This window comes from Bacteroides stercoris ATCC 43183 (assembly GCF_025147325.1).
In the GTDB taxonomy this organism is placed as follows: domain Bacteria; phylum Bacteroidota; class Bacteroidia; order Bacteroidales; family Bacteroidaceae; genus Bacteroides; species Bacteroides stercoris.
The window spans coordinates 1,116,609-1,134,420 of the sequence record NZ_CP102262.1; the positions used below are offsets into that span (position 1 = coordinate 1,116,609).

Annotated in this window: 17 protein-coding genes; 9 read left to right on the forward strand and 8 right to left on the reverse strand. The window is 46.2% G+C overall.

Translation table 11 applies throughout. The features are described from left to right. Nucleotides 1-7: 7 nt before the first annotated feature. Both NQ565_RS04560 and NQ565_RS04565 read left to right on the forward strand, forming a co-directional pair. On the forward strand, nucleotides 8-718 hold the full coding sequence (locus NQ565_RS04560) for a tRNA threonylcarbamoyladenosine dehydratase (protein WP_016661138.1): 711 nt from the start codon (nucleotides 8-10) through the stop codon (nucleotides 716-718). 84 nt (nucleotides 719-802) lie between these two features. Next, the gene (locus NQ565_RS04565) at nucleotides 803-1,459 is read left to right on the forward strand and encodes an ABC transporter ATP-binding protein (protein ID WP_005656236.1); all 657 of its coding nucleotides are present in this window, start codon (nucleotides 803-805) and stop codon (nucleotides 1,457-1,459) included. A 15-nt stretch (nucleotides 1,460-1,474) separates the two neighbouring features. Here NQ565_RS04565 and NQ565_RS04570 read toward each other — a convergent pair whose 3' ends face one another. Both NQ565_RS04570 and NQ565_RS04575 read right to left on the reverse strand, forming a co-directional pair. Then, nucleotides 1,475-2,407, reverse strand: a complete 933-nt coding sequence (locus tag NQ565_RS04570) for a helix-hairpin-helix domain-containing protein (RefSeq protein ID WP_005656237.1) — start codon at nucleotides 2,405-2,407, stop codon at nucleotides 1,475-1,477. A gap of 6 nt (nucleotides 2,408-2,413) precedes the next feature. Beyond that, nucleotides 2,414-3,781, reverse strand: a complete 1,368-nt coding sequence (locus NQ565_RS04575; RefSeq protein ID WP_005656239.1) for a sodium-dependent transporter — start codon at nucleotides 3,779-3,781, stop codon at nucleotides 2,414-2,416. A 103-nt stretch (nucleotides 3,782-3,884) separates the two neighbouring features. Here NQ565_RS04575 and NQ565_RS04580 point away from each other — a divergent pair, with 103 nt between their 5' ends. After that, nucleotides 3,885-4,283, forward strand: coding sequence for a VanZ family protein (locus NQ565_RS04580; protein WP_005656240.1), 399 nt, complete (start codon nucleotides 3,885-3,887; stop codon nucleotides 4,281-4,283). Here NQ565_RS04580 and NQ565_RS04585 read toward each other — a convergent pair. After that, on the reverse strand, nucleotides 4,280-5,578 hold the full coding sequence (locus tag NQ565_RS04585; protein WP_034535867.1) for a UDP-N-acetylmuramoyl-tripeptide--D-alanyl-D-alanine ligase: 1,299 nt from the start codon (nucleotides 5,576-5,578) through the stop codon (nucleotides 4,280-4,282). The two genes, NQ565_RS04580 and NQ565_RS04585, sit on opposite strands and share 4 nt — an antisense overlap. A 140-nt stretch (nucleotides 5,579-5,718) precedes the next feature. Between NQ565_RS04585 and folP the strand changes: the two genes are divergently transcribed. The 4 genes from folP (at nucleotide 5,719) to NQ565_RS04605 (ending at nucleotide 10,427) form a co-directional block, all read left to right on the forward strand. Continuing rightward, on the forward strand, nucleotides 5,719-6,591 hold the full coding sequence (gene folP / locus NQ565_RS04590) for a dihydropteroate synthase (RefSeq protein ID WP_005656244.1): 873 nt from the start codon (nucleotides 5,719-5,721) through the stop codon (nucleotides 6,589-6,591). A 19-nt stretch (nucleotides 6,592-6,610) separates the two neighbouring features. After that, the gene (gene cdaA, locus NQ565_RS04595; protein WP_005656246.1) at nucleotides 6,611-7,375 is read left to right on the forward strand and encodes a diadenylate cyclase CdaA; all 765 of its coding nucleotides are present in this window, start codon (nucleotides 6,611-6,613) and stop codon (nucleotides 7,373-7,375) included. Nucleotides 7,376-7,497: 122 nt separating this feature from the next. Next, on the forward strand, nucleotides 7,498-9,036 hold the full coding sequence (locus tag NQ565_RS04600; RefSeq protein ID WP_005656249.1) for a TldD/PmbA family protein: 1,539 nt from the start codon (nucleotides 7,498-7,500) through the stop codon (nucleotides 9,034-9,036). Nucleotides 9,037-9,107: 71 nt separating this feature from the next. After that, on the forward strand, nucleotides 9,108-10,427 hold the full coding sequence (locus tag NQ565_RS04605) for a TldD/PmbA family protein (RefSeq protein WP_005656251.1): 1,320 nt from the start codon (nucleotides 9,108-9,110) through the stop codon (nucleotides 10,425-10,427). Between the two features lie 6 nt (nucleotides 10,428-10,433). Here NQ565_RS04605 and NQ565_RS04610 read toward each other — a convergent pair whose 3' ends face one another. Genes NQ565_RS04610 through NQ565_RS04625 form a run of 4 tightly spaced genes read right to left on the reverse strand, consistent with a single transcriptional unit; the run spans nucleotide 10,434 to nucleotide 13,504 of the window. Beyond that, nucleotides 10,434-11,465, reverse strand: coding sequence for a GNAT family N-acetyltransferase (locus NQ565_RS04610; RefSeq protein ID WP_005656253.1), 1,032 nt, complete (start codon nucleotides 11,463-11,465; stop codon nucleotides 10,434-10,436). A gap of 41 nt (nucleotides 11,466-11,506) precedes the next feature. Beyond that, the gene (locus NQ565_RS04615) at nucleotides 11,507-12,421 is read right to left on the reverse strand and encodes a DUF2156 domain-containing protein (RefSeq protein WP_005656256.1); all 915 of its coding nucleotides are present in this window, start codon (nucleotides 12,419-12,421) and stop codon (nucleotides 11,507-11,509) included. A gap of 52 nt (nucleotides 12,422-12,473) precedes the next feature. After that, the gene (locus tag NQ565_RS04620) at nucleotides 12,474-13,169 is read right to left on the reverse strand and encodes an LrgB family protein (RefSeq protein WP_005656258.1); all 696 of its coding nucleotides are present in this window, start codon (nucleotides 13,167-13,169) and stop codon (nucleotides 12,474-12,476) included. Further along, on the reverse strand, nucleotides 13,166-13,504 hold the full coding sequence (locus NQ565_RS04625; RefSeq protein ID WP_005656259.1) for a CidA/LrgA family protein: 339 nt from the start codon (nucleotides 13,502-13,504) through the stop codon (nucleotides 13,166-13,168). The genes NQ565_RS04620 and NQ565_RS04625 overlap by 4 nt, the downstream gene beginning before the upstream one ends. 232 nt (nucleotides 13,505-13,736) lie before the next feature. On the opposite strand from NQ565_RS04625, the gene pta reads away from it, so the two are divergent. Then, nucleotides 13,737-14,753, forward strand: coding sequence for a phosphate acetyltransferase (gene pta, locus NQ565_RS04630; RefSeq protein WP_005656261.1), 1,017 nt, complete (start codon nucleotides 13,737-13,739; stop codon nucleotides 14,751-14,753). 108 nt (nucleotides 14,754-14,861) lie between these two features. Further along, entirely contained in the window at nucleotides 14,862-16,058 is a 1,197-nt protein-coding gene (locus NQ565_RS04635; protein WP_005656263.1) for an acetate kinase, read from the forward strand. 112 nt (nucleotides 16,059-16,170) lie between these two features. Here the strand turns inward: NQ565_RS04635 and NQ565_RS04640 are convergent, their stop codons facing one another. Continuing rightward, on the reverse strand, nucleotides 16,171-17,808 hold the full coding sequence (locus NQ565_RS04640; RefSeq protein ID WP_005656264.1) for a CocE/NonD family hydrolase: 1,638 nt from the start codon (nucleotides 17,806-17,808) through the stop codon (nucleotides 16,171-16,173). Nucleotides 17,809-17,812 lie beyond the last annotated feature (4 nt).

Sequence of the window (17,812 nt, forward strand, 5' to 3'; positions counted from 1 at the left end):
GGCGATGATGGAGGATTGGAAACAGAGAACCCGGCTTTTGCTGGGAGAGGAGAAAATGGAAAGGCTGCAACAGGCGCATGTGCTGGTTGTAGGTCTTGGTGGAGTAGGCGCTTATGCAGCCGAAATGATATGCCGTGCAGGTGTGGGGCGGATGACGATTGTGGATGCGGACACGGTGCAACCTACCAATATAAATCGTCAACTGCCTGCTTTGCATTCCACTATGGGGAGGGAGAAGGCGGAGGTTTTGGCGGCACGTTTCAAAGATATCAATCCGGACATACAGTTGACGGTGCTGCCGGTATTTCTGAAAGACGATAATATACCCGAACTGCTTGATGCCGCCCGATATGATTTTATAGTGGATGCCATTGATACACTTGCTCCCAAATGCTATTTGATAGCGGAAGCACTGAAACGGCATATTAAGATTGTATCGAGTATGGGGGCGGGCGCAAAGAGTGATATTACGCAGATACGTTTTGCCGATATATGGGATACCTATCATTGCGGATTGAGTAAGGCGGTGAGGAAACGTTTGCAGAAGCTGGGGGTTAAGCGTAAACTTCCGGTTGTATTCAGTACCGAGCAAGCCGACCCTAAGGCAGTGCTGTTGACGGAAGATGAACAGAATAAAAAGTCCACTTGCGGAACTGTAAGCTATATGCCGGCTGTATTCGGCTGTTACCTTGCGGAATACGTCATTAAAAGGTTGTAATAGGGCTATCAAACAGTTAGAACGTACCTATGTGTTAAAGATAAAATGTGTCATGACCGTAAGGAATAAACAGTAACTAAAACAATGATACGATTAGAAGGAATAACGAAGAGTTTCGGCAGTTTACAGGTGTTGCGGGGCATCGACCTGGAGATAAAAAAAGGGGAGGTTGTCAGCATTGTCGGTCCCAGCGGTGCGGGCAAGACCACTTTGTTGCAGATTATGGGAACTTTGGACATGCCCGATAGCGGTTCGGTAACGATTGACGGTACATTGGTGAATTGCCTGAAGGAGAAAGAACTCTCCGCCTTCCGTAATAAGCATATAGGCTTTGTCTTTCAGTTCCATCAGTTGTTGCCGGAATTTACGGCTTTGGAGAATGTGATGATACCGGCTTTCATTGCCGGAATGGGACAGCAGGAAGCCAGAGCGGCGGCTGCCGAAATATTGGACTTCATGGGATTGGCGGAACGCGCTTCGCACAAGCCCAATGAGTTGTCCGGTGGAGAGAAGCAAAGGGTTGCCGTTGCCCGTGCGCTCATCAATCATCCTGCGGTGGTGTTGGCGGATGAGCCGTCCGGAAGTTTGGATACGCATAATAAGGAAGAACTGCACCAACTGTTCTTTGATTTGCGTAACCGTTTGGGCCAGACATTTGTAATTGTGACGCATGATGAGGGATTGGCACAAATCACCGACCGTACCATTCATCTGAAAGACGGTGAAGTTTGTAAGGAATAGCTGTCTGTCTCTTCATTATTCAAAACAAACATAGTGGCTAAGCCGCTCCAAATCGCTTTCGGTAAATTCTTGGTAGAGGGCAAATGGTTTGAGGTTGTGGAGTATTCCTTTCTTTTTACGGTATTCCACAAGGGCTTTTGCCTGGTAAAAGTTTATATAAGGATGGTTGCGAAGGCGCTCTATGCCGACCCGGTTCAGATTGATGCGTCGGATTTCAGAAGGCGTAACGGTGAACCATGCTTGCAGTTGGCGATAATCCAAATGAATCTCCTGCAATTGCTCTATTCGGTAGAAGCCGCCTAAACGTTGCCGATAGTTCACTATCGACCGGGCTATGCCGCTGCCTACGCCGGGAATTTTCTTCAATTCAGTGGTATCTGCATGGTTTAAGTTAAGCACGGTGCCTGCCGGATATTTATAAATACTGTCTTTGGGTGTCTGCTGAAGAGTGAGTAGAGAGGTCGCCTTTCTTATAGTGTCTTCTGCCGTAAAATAGATGTAGGGAGAGAGCGTTTGGTACTGTTCTTCTGTCAATCCATATACTTTTTTGAAATCTTCGGCCTTACGGAACTTTCCCCCTTTGCTTCGATAACGTAAGATGTTCTTTGCCATCCATGCAGGAAGACCTAAGCGGCAGAAGGTGACGGAGTCCGTACGGTTAGGGTCGAAAGGAGCTAATACAACTGTTCTCTTTTTATATCTCTCCGATTTTTTGAAACGGCTGTTCTCGTTTTTTTCTTGTTCCCGCACAGAACTGATAAAGTTGTCGTATTCTTTCAAGGCGGCAGCCTGTATCCTGGATTCTTCTTCAGAAAGTTGCCTGCTGTTTTGCCGGAAAGAATAGATATATCCGGAGAGAAAGATGAGGACTATCCCAATGATGAGAACAAGGATACCTCGCCTTTCTCCCCGGGAGAAGTATAAGAAGTCTTTAAACGGATTCTTCATTATGGTTTATTTGAAGAAGCCCAACTCGTTGATGAAAATAAGTCCGATTCCTATTGGGGCGATATATTTCAGAATGAAGATAAGCAATCTGTATATATGTATATTTAAAGTTCCGTTATTGCTGACTTCTTCCCACACAATCTTTTTATCCAGGTACCATCCGGTGAAGATAGAGATAAAGAACCCGCCTAAGGGCAACATGATTTTAGCGGTGACGAAGTCGAATAAATCGAACAGGTTAAGGCCAAAAATCGTGTAACTCTTTCCTACGCCCAATGACAGCGAACATAACACTCCCAGCACAATACAGCCGGCGGTAACCAGTTTGGCTGCTTTTCCTCGTGTAAACTTGAACTCCTCATGCAGATATGCTGTTACCACTTCGTGTAAGGAAATGGTTGAAGTCAATGCCGCCAGCGCCAGCAAAACGTAGAACATGATGGATAAGGCGATTGCCAGCCAGGGTATGTTGCCGAATGCCTGTTGAAATACGTTGGGTAAGGTGATGAACAATAAACTCGGTCCTGCATCCGGCTGGATGCCAACGGAAAACGCCGCAGGGAAGATAATGAATCCGGCAAGAATGGCGACTAACGTGTCGATACCTGCCACATTGAGTGCTGTTTTAGGCAGGTTGGTGTCATTTCTGAAATAAGAAGCGTATGTGCAAAGACATCCCATACCGAGGCTGAGTGAAAAGAATGCCTGTCCCATTGCACCTAAGAAAACATTACCGTCCACTTTGCTGAAGTCGGGTTTCAGCAGGAATTCGATACCCGCACTTGCACCGGGTAGTGATACGGAACAAATGGCAAGCACTACCAGCAGGATAAACAGCATGGGCATCATTATCTTGGCTGATTTTTCAATACCCTTTTCCACTCCTTTTATGATGATGAAGTGTGTGGCTAACAAGAATACCACCAACCAGATAACAGGACGCCACGGATTGCTGACAAAGCCGTTGAAGGAAGCGATGAACTCTGCGGCGGACTTGCCGGCAAAACTGTTGGTTGCGGCTTCTCCTATAAATTCCAAGGTCCAACCCGCTACTACCGAGTAGTAGCCCAAAATAAGGAATCCGGCTAATACACCCATTCGTCCCACCCAACGCCAATGGGTTCCCGGAGCCAGCTTTTGATACGCTCCGGCAGTGTTGGCGCGTGAACGGCGTCCGATAAGAAATTCGGCTATCATGATAGGAATACCTAATATAAGTACACATACCAGATAAATCAGTATGAAGGCTGCACCGCCATGATTGCCTGTTTCAAAAGGGAATCTCCAGATATTACCCAGGCCAACTGCAGAACCGGCTGAAGCAAGTATCACTCCCAATTTGCTTCCAAAGTTGGCTCTTTCATTTCTTGTCATAAAACGTGGATTTTTCTTACAATTCGTTATTAATTGCTCTTAAAACGCACAAATATAGAAAATGTTCCATACTTTTGCACACAGATTGTTCATAATTTGAGATATGCTATATTATATTAAGAAATATCCGGTATCGCTGGTGATAATACTTGCTGTAATTTATCTGTCGTTTTTTAAACCGCCCACTACCGATCTGGGCACTATCCCTAACCTTGACAAGGTGGTGCATATCTGTATGTATTTCGGCATGTCCGGTATGTTGTGGCTGGAGTTCTTGCGGGCGCATCGGAGAGACCGTACGCCTATGTGGCACGCATGGGTAGGAGCATTTGTCTGTCCGGTATTGTTCAGTGGAGCGGTAGAATTGTTACAGGCATTTTGTACTACCTACCGTGGCGGCGATTGGCTGGATTTTGCAGCCAATACCACGGGAGCTGTCCTGGCGTCATTGGTGGCTTGTTTCGTGCTGAAACCAAGAGTGATGCGTAAATCTACAGATTAGAGATAATCGACTACCGTATTCAGTTTTATTCCGTTCGAGCCTTTTATCAGGATTGTCTTTCCGCAGGGTTTGTTCTTTTGGAGCGCGGCTATTAGAGCCGGAGCATCGGGATAAGTGGTATACGTGTGGCGGGTTGCTGCAAATAATTCGCCTACCAATATTACATCCTCAAAGCCATATTCTTCCAGATAGTCCACTATTCTCTGGTGCTCTTCGGCACTGTCTTTTCCCAGTTCGCGCATATCTCCCAATATCAGCATTTTTTTCTCGGCTTGCATGTTGCGGAAATTTCCGATGGCTGCCAGCATGCTTGTGGGATTGGCGTTGTAGGCATCGATAATCAGGGTGTTGTCGGCCGTTTTTTTCAGTTGCGAACGGTTGTTCCGGGGTTCATATTCATTCAGGGCTTTGTCTATCTTCTCTGCTTCTACTCCGAAGAAATGTCCGATAGTGACGGCTGCCAGAGCATTGGGAAAGTTATATTCGCCAATCAGTCGGGTATGCACTTGGTGAAATTCTCCTTCTTTTCCGGCTCTCCACTCAAAAGCGAGGTAGGGGGAATTGCCGGTAACGTGGCCGTTGATATAAAGACTGTTTTCTTCTCCGTAGGTTATCGGATTCAGTCCCCGGGCTATTTCCCTGAGGTAAGGATTGTCCTGATGAAGGAAGATGGTGGAGTTTCCCTGCCGGCGCAGATAGTCGTACAGTTCGCCTTTGGTCCGGATAACGCCTTCGAAAGAACCGAAGCCTTCCAAATGAGCCTTTCCTACATTGGTGATAATCCCATAATCGGGTTCGGCTATTTCCACCAGTTCCTTGATGTCGCCGGGGTGGCTGGCTCCCATTTCTACTACGCCGAGCTCATGCTCTGTTGTCAGGCGCAACAAGGTGAGCGGTACACCGATCGGATTATTCAGATTTCCCAGTGTGTACAGTACATTGTACTTTTGGGACAATACGGCGGATATAAGCTCCTTGGTCGTTGTTTTCCCATTGGTTCCTGTAATGCCGATGATGCGCGTACCCAGTTGGCGGCGGTGATAATTGGCAAGCTGTTGCAAGGTGTGCAGGCAGTTATCCACTAATATATAACGTGTATCTCCGGCAGGAGCATAGGCGGCTTCGTCTACAACGGCGTAGGTGCTGCCTGCTTCCAATGCTTTGGCGGCAAAGGCGTTGCCGTTGAACGTATCGCCTTTCAAGGCGATAAACAGTGAGCCTTCGGGGCAGTTGCGGCTGTCGGTGGTTATGCCGGTGCAGCCGAGAAATATCTGATAAAGAGCGGTTATATCCATATCTTTCTCCTTCGGGGAGTTTTGCAGTTCGTAATAAAATTGATATTTTGCGAACAAAGATACCTTATTTTTCAGACTTGGTGTACCAACAATGGCTTTTTTGTTTACATTTGCAGATATATAAATCAAAAAACGCTGCCATGAAAGTTCTGCAATCCAAATATATAAACGTCAACGGTTCGCTGTTGGACCTTTCTTCTCCCTGCGTCATGGGAATTCTCAATGTCACCCCCGATTCTTTTTATGCCGGCAGCCGCATGCAGACGGAAGCCGACATAACAAGCCGCATAGGGCAGATTGTGGCGGAAGGAGCTGCTATCATCGATGTGGGCGCTTACTCTTCGCGTCCCAATGCGGAGAATGTGTCGCCTGCGGAAGAGATGGAACGCTTGCGCATGGGGTTGGGTATTCTGAGAAAAGTACAGCCCGATGCGATTGTTTCGGTAGATACCTTTAGGGCGGATGTGGCGAGAATGTGTGTCGAGGAATACGGTGTGGCAATTATCAATGATATAGCTGCCGGAGAAATGGATGATGATATGTTCCGTACGGTTGCCGATCTGAATGTTCCTTATATCATGATGCACATGCAGGGTACACCGCAAAATATGCAACAGCATCCCCATTATGATAATTTGCTGAAAGAGGTGTTTATGTACTTTGCCCGTAAGGTGCAGCAATTACGCGATTTAGGTGTAAAGGATATCATATTGGACCCCGGGTTCGGCTTTGGAAAGACCATTGAGCATAATTATGAATTGTTGGCTCATCTGGAGGAATTTCGCGTTTTTGAACTTCCCTTGCTGGTTGGCGTTTCCCGTAAATCTATGATTTATCGTTTGTTGGGAACTACTCCGCAGGAAGCGTTGAACGGTACAACCGTATTGGATACCATCTGTCTGTTGAAAGGGGCTGATATACTTCGTGTGCACGATGTGCGCGAGGCAGTGGAAACGGTGAAAATCGTGGAAGCCATGAATGCGGCCCGTTCTGCGTTAATCGCTAATAATTAACCATTAATCACTTGCGACCGTGTTTTTTGAATTTGGCATAAAAGATTTTATAGATATCCTGCTGGTAGCTTTCCTGCTTTACTATACATATAAGCTGATGAAAGCTTCCGGATCTATCAATGTGTTTACGGGTATACTGGTGTTTATCCTGATTTGGCTGGTGGTTTCTCAGGTGCTGGAGATGAAACTGTTAGGGTCTATTTTTGATAAACTGGTCAGTGTGGGTGTGTTGGCACTTATCGTCTTGTTTCAGGATGAAATACGGCGGTTTCTGCTTACGCTCGGTTCGCATCAGCATGCCAGTGCGTTGGTGCGCTTCTTTACGGGAAACAAGAAAGAAGGCATGGAACACGATGAAATTATGCCCGTTGTAATGGCTTGTATCAGTATGGGCAAGCAGAAAGTCGGTGCATTGATTGTGGTGGAACATAATATGCCGTTGGACGATGTGGTGCGTACAGGGGAGATTATCAACGCCGATATAAACCAGCGCCTGATAGAAAATATCTTTTTCAAGAACAGCCCGTTGCACGACGGAGCTATGGTTATCAGCAAGAAACGCATTAAGGCGGCAGGATGTATCCTGCCCGTGTCGCACAATCTGGACATTCCGAAAGAATTGGGTTTGCGGCATCGTGCGGCGATGGGAATATCTCAGGTGTCGGATGCCCATGCGATCATTGTATCGGAAGAAACAGGCTCTATTTCGGTAGCCTACAAAGGGCAGTTTTATCTGCGCCTGAGTGCCGAGGAATTGGAGAGTCTTTTGACAAAAGAAATTTAGATGCGGCATTAGTAGGCTGAGGCGCATTGGTTGTTCGGTAATCAAAGGTAGCTCTCCTTTCTGTATTCCCCCGTTATATTGAGGATAAGCGACCTGTAATTTATAACTTATAACAAATTTATATGGATAGACGAAACTTCTTGCGAACCGGCGGAATGGCCGTTCTTGGTTCACTGGCTATGCCTTCGCTGGCTATGCCCGGGTCTGTGCGCGGAGCATTGGGCGGTGCGGACTCTAAGTCTGCCGTTGCTGCCGCTGCCAATCATTTTGGTGTGACGGAAGCGGATTTAAAGAAAGTAATGGCTGTTGCTTTGGAAAAGGGCGGCGATTATGCGGACCTTTACTTCGAACACACTTTCAATAATAGTGTGAGTTTAATGGACGGTAAGGTGAATAACTGCGGCTCCAATATCGATTTCGGTATGGGAGTGCGTGTGCTTTCCGGAGACCAAAGTGGCTATGCCTATGTAGAAGGCGTTACCTTGGAAGAAATGTTGCGTGCCGCCCGTACTGCTGCCCGTATTGCATCTTCGGGCAGGGCAGGCAAACCTGTGGGGCTGACGGAGAAAACCATAGCCCGGAGCTGCTATGCCGTGGCTACTCCCTGGGAAGATGTGGGCGTAAAAGAGAAGATTCCCTATTTGGAGAAACTGAATGAGAAAATATTCTCTTTGGACAACCGTGTGCGAAAGGTACAGGCCTATTTGCAGGACAGCACTTCGCATGTACTGTTCTGCAATTCGGAAGGTGTGAGTTATTACGACTACCGTCCAATGGTATCCTTTATGGCAGTCTGCATCATGGAGGAGAACGGTAAGATGGAAAACGGCTATGCAGGCAGGTCTTACCGCAAGGGATTCGAATTTATGACCGACGATGTGGTGGACGTGATTGCCCGTGAAGTGGTAGATCGTACTGCTATTCTATTTAAGGCCATTAAGCCTAAAGGTGGTGAAATGCCCGTTGTAATGGGTTCGGGCGGTTCGGGAATCCTGCTGCACGAGGCTATAGGGCATGCGTTCGAGGCAGACTTCAACCGTAAGGATATATCCATATTTGCCGGTCAGTTGAACAAGAAGGTGTGCAACGAACATATTAACGTGGTGGATGACGGTACGATACCTTTCAATCGGGGTTCCGTGAATTTCGACGATGAAGGCGTAGAGGGGCAGAAAACGTATATTGTCAAGGAAGGTGTGCTCACCAGCTACCTGCACGACCGTATCAGTGCAAAGCATTACGGTGTGAATCCCACCGGAAACGGTCGCCGCGATACATTCCGTAACCTGCCTATTCCCCGTATGCGTGCTACGTATATGGAAGCCGGCAATATGAAAGAAGCGGATATTATTTCTACGGTGAAGAACGGTATTTTCGTAGACACGTTTACGAATGGTCAGGTACAGATTGGAGCCGGTGACTTTACGTTCTTCGTGAAGTCCGGTTATTTGATTGAGGACGGAAAGCTGACGCAACCCATTAAGGACATCAATATCATAGGTAACGGTCCGAAAGCATTGGCAGACATCACAATGGTGGCCGACAATGATAAGATTGACAATGGTACATGGACCTGTGGTAAGGATGGACAGTCTTGTCCGGTGACGTGCGGTATGCCGTCGGCATTAGTCAGCAAACTCACCGTAGGAGGGGAAAATTAAGTACTAACGGAGCATTGATAACTGATAATTTCTAATTGTCAATTATCAATAGCTAACAATCAACTGAAAATATGATTACAGATAATAATAAAAAGCTGGCGCAGTGGGCAATGGACTATGCCTTGAAAAACGGGTGTCAGGCAGCAAAGTTGGTGCTGTACTCCAACTCCAACGCTTCATTTGAATTACGCGATGCCAAGATGGACAGATTGCAACAAGCCTCGGAAAGCGGGTTGAGCATCAGTTTGTATGTGGACGGCAGGTACGGTTCTTATTCAACCAACCGTTTGGATAAGAAAGAACTGGAGACGTTTATAAAGAACGGTATCGAATCTACGCGCTATCTGGCAGTGGATGAGGCACGTGTGTTGCCCGATGCTTCCCGTTACTATAAAGGTGGAAAGCCGGACTTGCAATTGTTTGACAGGCGTTTCGAAACTATTAATCCGGACGACAAAGTTGCCATTGCGCGTGCTGCTGCCGAAGAAGTCTTGGGCAAAGACAGCCGCATTATATCCGTAGGAACTTCGTATGGTGACGGAGAAAGTTCTTCCTACCGTTTGACGAGCAACGGTTTTGAAGGCGAGTCCAAGTCTACCTGGTTTTCGCTTTCTGCCGATGTGGCATTGCGTGGCGAGGGAGAGGCGCGTCCATCTTCTTATTGGTATGAATCGGCTCTGTTTTACGACAAACTGGTAAAATCGGGTGTCGGAACGAAAGCCTTGGAGCGCGTACTGCGGAAACTCGGACAGAAAAAGGTTGCTTCCGGCAAGTATACAATGGTGGTAGACCCGATGAATGCAAGTAATTTGCTCAGTCCGGTACTGAGTGCGCTGTACGGTTCGGCATTACAGCAAAAAAACTCTTTTTTGTTGGATAAGCTGAATGTGAAAGTAGGGACCGGATTGTTGAATCTGATGGATGAACCCCATTTAATCGGTGCAAGCGGTGCGCGCTATTTCGATAGCGAAGGAGTGGCAACCGAACGGCGTTCTATCTTTGAAGAAGGTGTGTTGAAAACATACTTCATTGATACCTACAACTCTAAAAAAATGGGAGTGGAGCCGACTGTCAACTCTCCTTCCTTATTGGTGCTCAAACCGGGAAACAAAGATTTGAACGGTCTGGTGGCCGACGTGCAGAAAGGCATCCTGGTTACCGGATTCAATGGCGGTAATTGTAACAGTAGCTCCGGAGACTTTTCGTACGGTATAGAGGGCTTCCTGATTGAAAATGGTAAATTGACCCAGCCCGTCAGCGAAATGAATGTCACGGGTAATATGATTACGCTTTGGGCTTCTTTATCGGCTGTGGGTAATGATCCCCGTATGTCTTCTTCATGGCGCATCCCGTCGCTGGTATTCGAAGGGGTAGACTTCAGCGGATTGTAAGAACTGTTAATTCAGCATTAAACTCATGTAAGGGTTTGATGGCGATAATATCTTTTCGGTAAGTTCGCCGACAGTGAGTGCCAAGTGGCTGCCCGGCAGCCGCTTGGCACTACTTATACACTTGCCGTTATTCAGATAGTAGTAACCGTTATTGGCGCTGATCTGTGGGTCTGTAAGTGCGATGCTCATTTTCAGTTCCGGATGCTCGGCGGCATATCGTTGCAGTATCGTTTTGGCATTGATGATGCGCGCCATACCCAATACTTGCGGGATCGGCTCTGTTTCAGACGGACTAATAACCCGGATGGACGGGAGGTTCAGTTGTTCGCAAATACGTTGTAGTAATAACAGGTACATACCGGAAGTTTCCGCTACGATTTCTCCTGCCTGCCAAGTACTGCCTGCCGGATATACGATGGCTAAAGCCGTAATCTTATCGCCTTGCTTCAATGTATAGACGCAGCCTTCCCCCAACTGTAAATCGGCAAGGATTACCCGGAAGTCCGTTTCCGTATGCTGGATGCAATAGGGGCGTTCCCGCAGTTTCCGGTTTAAATAGCGATATGATTCTTCCTGATAATCATTTATTTTGTTCAGAACAGCCGTTTCGTCAGCGATGGTAACCTCTGAAGCCGTGAAGGTTGTTGAGGAGTATTTAAAAACCGGTACGTAGCCCATACCGGCATAATACCCGAATAACCAGGGTTCTGCTGGAATCAGCGTGGAAATGGACATGTCATTGTGTAGCATACGGGTAAAGGCTTGCGATAACAGTTCGCGCATAGCCCCGCGATTGCGATAATCGGGATGCGTACAGGCCCCCGACACATATCCTGTCTTGATTTCGCTCTTTCCGAATGTCATGGGATAGGGTAGTATTTGCAGGGCGGCAATCACCTCTTCACCGCTTTGAATGGCGATGTTGACTTCATTGCTGTAACGCAAGCGGAAATACATATCTGTAAATTCATCGCTGTCGTTAAAGCATAGTTTCCATAAACTCTTTATCTTTTCCCGCATTGCTTCACCCCTTATCATAATTGTGCACCCTGTTTTATAGCCCTGTCACTTTACCTTTTTTACCACTTGATAGCCTCTACCGGCTGTTCTTTTAAACAGGCGACGTATTTCTCCAGAATAATGGCAGGCTGATAGGAAAGTTTTGCTTTCCGCAACCCTTCAATACCCAAGTCCTCTTCCCGGTTGATGTAGATATATTGTTCAGGAATATGGTTGGCAAATTCGTAATTAATCATGGCATAAGCGCCGTCTATGCGGGTATCGGCCTTTTCTACATGTACTCCGAACGTGTCTTGGTTGATAGGCATGCCGAAAGTAAAAGCCGCAATCTTGCCCTCTACATGGAGAATACCGCCCGTAAGCCCTAACGCATCGAAATTGTGCAGGGCGTATATCAATGCACGGCGTTCGTTGCCGGTACCTTCATGCTGGTCGCAGTTGTTGACTTTGCACCATTCCGCTTCCAAATCGAGGCACTCCCGGATACGGTCGGCTGTAATCGGAGTGTATTCGTAATTATAAGTCTTTTTGAATTTGTTGATATGATTCCGCTTTGCCTGAAACTTTTTACCGGATAAGGTGGCGAGGTCGGAGCGCAGATATACGTAGTCGGCGTAATCCCTGTCTGCCGTAAACTGAAACCTGCCGGGCATAAAGGTTTCCAGTTCGGAGCACATTCCGGCGCAGATACCCAACAAGCAAAAAGGCTCTCCTTCCCGGTTGGCATCTTCTATCAGCGCATCCAGTACCTTGTTTAAATCGCCGTTGCCGATAGGCATCATATATACAAGCTCTCCGTCTGCCCAGAATTTCAATAATAGGAAACCGTCCATAATGGCAAACTTGGTGTTGTATAAGAAACGCCAACTGCATAGGTTGGAGAATGAAAGGTCGCAGTTGCGTCGCGGACTGTTTAAAGTAAAGGAAGTAATCAGCTCTTTATCTTGTAGTTCGATATCTTTAAATGGAATCATAAATAATTTCTATTGGTTATAAGAATATAATAACAAAGATAAGAAGATTTTGTTAGAGTAACCCTAACAATCGTAAAATAGTAGGGGTTAACAAGGCTGTAAATATTCCGTTAAGCGTCAGGCCGAGGCTGGCAAACGCACCGTATTTGCTGCTGATGTCCATTGCTGTGGATGTGCCGACAGCATGGGCTGCTGCCCCTAAAGAAAGCCCTTGGGCCATGGGGCTTCCGATATGGGTGAGTTTCATTGTCTTGAAACCGAGGATTCCTCCCAACAGGCCTACGCAGACCACTACGGCGGCAGTCAGCGCGGGAATGCCGCCTATTGATTTCGTAACTTCCATGGCTATCGGGGTAGTAACGGATTTTGGAGCCAGCGAGTAGATAATCTCATCGGAGGCTCCCATCAGTTTTGCTATCAGGACTACGGAAATAACCCCTACAATACATCCTGCCAATTGTGAAAGCAGGATAGGCAGCAATTGTTTCTTGATAGTCTCCAATTGCAGATACAAAGGAACCCCCAACGCAACGACGGCAGGTTTTAACCAGAATTCAATCAGATGCCCGCCTTTGTTATAAGTGTCATAACTGATATTTGTCATCTTCAGGAAAATGATAAGCAGGGCGATAGTCAGTAAGATGGGATTCAGCAGCATGATTCCTGTCTTCTTTTGAAGAAGTTTGGCTAAGAAGAATATCCCGAAAGTAATAGCCAGCAGGAAGAATTCGTTTTCTAAAAAGTTCATTTGATTTTACGTGTTAATTGGTGAACCCATCCGGTAACCACGAGTACCAGCAGGGTGCTGACTAATGAAGCGATGGCGATAGGCCAGAATTCGGCGGCGATAATGTCGAAATAGAGCATAAGGGCTACGCCGGGCGGGATAAAGAAGAATCCCAGATTAGCAACCAAGAAGTCGGACATTCCCTGCACCCAGTGCAGTTTTATCCAACCCAATTTTAAGAAAAGGGTGAGCAGCAGCATACCGATGATGCTGGACGGAAGTTTGATACCCGTTAAGAATACAATCAATTCACCCAAAGCCAGACATCCGAAAAGGATGGCGCATTGACGGATCATAATACCTGATTATTAAATAATACCTAACCTATTGAAAATATTGAAAACGTTGCAAAGTTAGCTATTTGAAGTGAGGAACTGTCTCGTAAATCCACTGTTAGTGTTAAATATTACAATAATTCTCATTTGGTGTGGAAAAAGCCCCGAAATTGCAATGTGTATATTGCAAAATTGTGTACTTTTGCTGCGTGAATAACACGAACTACTGATTCTTATACACAATTAAAATATCATGCAAAGATTAATTAATGAAATTTTAGAGCGTGCGAAAGCCGATCGTCAACGCATTGTTCTTCCTGAAGGTACGGAAGAACGCACTTTGAAAGCTGCCAATCAAATTCTGACAGATGGTATTGCAGACCTGATTCTTTTGGGCAATCCTGCTGAAATCAACGCTTGTGCAACGGAGTGGGGACTTGGTAACATTTCCAAGGCAACCATTATCGATCCGGAAAACAATCCCAAGCAGGAAGAGTATGCACAACTGCTGTTCGAGTTGCGTAAGAAAAAAGGCATGACTATTGAAGAAGCCCGTAAGCTGGTAACCAACCCGCTTTATCTGGGCTGTCTGATTATCAAGAACGGCGATGCCGACGGTCAGTTGGCAGGTGCACGCAATACTACCGGCGATGTGCTTCGTCCGGCTTTGCAGATTATCAAGACTGCTCCGGGCATTACCTGCGTTTCCGGTGCTATGTTGTTGCTGACGCATGCTCCCGAATATGGTAAGAATGGTATTCTGGTAATGGGTGATGTTGCCGTTACTCCCGTTCCCGATGCTTCTCAACTGGCGCAAATTGCTGTTTGTACTGCACGTACGGCTCAGGCTGTCGCAGGTATTGATCCGAAAGTGGCGCTGTTGAGTTTCTCTACAAAAGGTTCTGCAAAACACGAAGTGGTAGACAAAGTGGTAGAAGCCTTGAAGATTGCTAAAGAAATGGCTCCTGATATTGCTATCGACGGTGAACTGCAGGCTGATGCAGCATTGGTTCCTGAAGTCGGTGCCAGCAAAGCTCCGGGTTCTGCCATTGCAGGTAATGCAAATGTGCTGGTTGTTCCGAGCCTTGAAGTAGGCAATATCTCCTACAAACTGGTACAGCGTTTGGGACATGCCGATGCGGTAGGTCCGATTCTGCAAGGTATCGCACGTCCGGTGAACGATTTGTCACGCGGTTGCTCCATCGAAGATGTATATCGTATGATTGCCATTACGGCAAATCAGGCTATTGCAGCTAAACACAATAAATAATTATGGATTTTGAATTATGAATTATGATTGGGGATTTCTTCCTGTTCATGGTTCATGGTTCGCGGTTCATAATTCGGAATTCATAATTTATAATTTAACATTAGTATCATGAAAGTTTTAGTATTGAACTGCGGTAGCTCGTCCATCAAATATAAGTTGTTTGATATGGACCATAAAGAGGTTATCGCTCAAGGTGGCATTGAAAAAATCGGTTTGAAAGGCTCTTTCCTGAAATTGACCTTGCCTGATGGCGGGAAGAAAATTCTGGAAAAAGACATACCGGAGCATACTGTGGGTGTGGAGTTCATCCTCAATACATTGATCAGCCCCGAATACGGCGCAATCAAGTCTTTGGACGAAATCAATGCGGTAGGTCACCGTATGGTACACGGCGGCGAGAAGTTCAGCGAATCCGTTTTGCTGACTCAGGAGGTGCTGGACGCCTTTACTGCCTGCAATGATTTGGCTCCGCTTCACAATCCTGCCAACTTGAAGGGTGTAAACGCTATTTCCGCCATTCTGCCCGATGTTCCGCAGATTGGTGTGTTTGATACCGCTTTCCATCAGACGATGCCCGATTATGCCTATCTGTATGCCGTTCCTTACGAACTGTATAAGAAATACGGGGTTCGCCGTTATGGCTTCCACGGAACTTCTCACCGTTATGTATCAAAGCGTGTGTGCGAATTTCTGGGCGTACAGCCGGAGGGAAAGAGAATCATTACCTGTCACATCGGTAATGGTGGTTCCATCTCTGCCATTAAAGACGGCAAGTGTATGGACACCAGCATGGGTCTGACTCCGCTGGAGGGTCTGATGATGGGTACCCGTAGCGGTGACATCGATGCGGGAGCCGTGACTTTCATCATGGAGAAAGAGGGTTTGGATGCAAACGGAGTATCCAATCTTCTGAACAAGAAGAGCGGTGTAATGGGTATCTTCGGTGAGTCGAGCGATATGCGCGATTTGGAGAACGCCGTGGCTGCCGGTAACCCGAGAGCTATTCTGGCAGAAAAGATGTACTTCTACCGCATCAAGAAGTATGTAGGCGCTTATGCTGCCGCTTTGGGCGGTGTGGACATCATCGTGTTTACGGGCGGTGTCGGCGAGAACCAGTGCAACTGCCGTAGCGAAGTATGCGAAGGTCTTGAATTCATGGGTGTCAAGGTCGACCTGGAAAAGAACAAGGTCCGTGGTGAAGAAGCTGTAATCTCTACAGACGATTCCAGGGTGAAGGTAGTGGTTATCCCGACCGATGAAGAGCTGATGATTGCTTCGGATACAATGGCTATCTTGAATAAATAATAATAAAATGGGCAGGCTCTCTCCCTGCTGAATAAAGTGCAGCCATTACCCTGTTTGAAGATTATGCAGAGGTAATGGCTGCTGCTTTTATATTTTTCGTGTGTTTGATATTTCAGTTCAGCCTATTGAACGTTATTCTTGAAGGATGTTCTTTTTGATGAAGAATTTTGATTGTGGATTTAATAAAGTCGCTATTGCTGCATTGATATATGTCAATATATTGCTGTGGATTTCGGTCTACTAAGGGAAACCAACTGCTTTGTATCTGAACAACAATTTTGTGTCCCTTTTTAAATGTATGTGCAATGTCATTCATGGAAAAGCATATATGAGTGGGTTGATTGGGAGTAAAGGCTTCAGGATGTTCAAAGCTGTTCCTATATCTTCCTCTCATTACTTCTCCCCGTATCAACATTTGATATCCATTCATTAAATAGGTGTGCTTTTGAGGTGGATTTTGATAATCATTAGGATATTCATCTATAATTTTAACTACGAAATCTGCATCTGTTGTAGTTATAGCAACTTCTAGTTCGGCTTTAATGGTACCGCCTAGGGTAATGCTTTCTTTTAGTGGTTCAGTCTTAAAAGACAATACATCTGGGCGGCGTTCGGAAAAACGCTGGTCGCCTGTCATATATTCTTTAGGGCGGGTATATGTAGTCTTGTCTGTATATGGTACGGGTTTATCGGGGTCTGATATATACTCTGAATGAGATTCCTTTTTTTCTGGAGGACACATGTTTAGTGTTCCGTTTTCACCCAAATAGAATGAAAGGGGGCGTGTGTCTGTTGGTGGCCATGCATGGAATTGCTTCCACTCGTTTTTTCCGGAGAAGAAAACGGTTGCCTTTTGTGATGCGGGAGTGGGACTTCCTATATTGTTCAAATGGTATTGTAGGAAAGGATATTCTATATTATTACGGTAATATAGAACTGTTTGAGAGCCGAAATCTATATTGCCGAGGTTGCTTTGCCCTTTACCGTTCCAAGCGCCATGATGCCATGGCCCCATAATAATTTCCAAATCGGTTTGAGGGCTTTGCTTGCGAATAGCCTTGTATAACTCCCAGGCTCCATAACAATCTTCTGCGTCAAATAGACCTCCCACTATTAATACAGCGGGATCAATATTGTAACAGGAACGACGGCTGTCCCGTTCTTGCCACCATTGGTCATAATTTGGATGTTCCATTAATTCTTTCCAATAGGCGATGCTGTCACCTGCAATGCGGGTTAAGTCTTTCAGGCTACCGACATTCAGAAAAAAAGAATATTCATCTGTTAGGTAATAGGGCTTGGCTGGTGGCAGGTTGTCGGTTGGGGTGGGGCGTGGGCGATTGACTGAAGTGGCAAATCTGAAACCGTCGCAAAGCATAAATGCGCCGTTGTGGTGATAGTCATCCCCCATGAACCAGTCGGTGACAGGGGCTTGGGGAACTACGGCTTTGATTGCCGGATGCTTACTTAATGCCCCCATGAGTGCATAAAATCCTGAATACGAGGAGCCGATAATACCAATATTTCCGTTGTTGTGTGTATGGGCTAACAACCATTCGGCTGTATCATATACATCACTGGCTTCATCTGTGTCATCCTGTTTTGTTTTATTGCGGATGAACGGGCGTACATTGATGAACTCACCTTCGCTCTTCCAACGTCCTCGCACGTCCTGTATTACAAAAATATATTTTTCGTGAAGGTGTGTCGTAATGCACGATGCACCTCTTTTTTGTTCATCACTATACAAATCT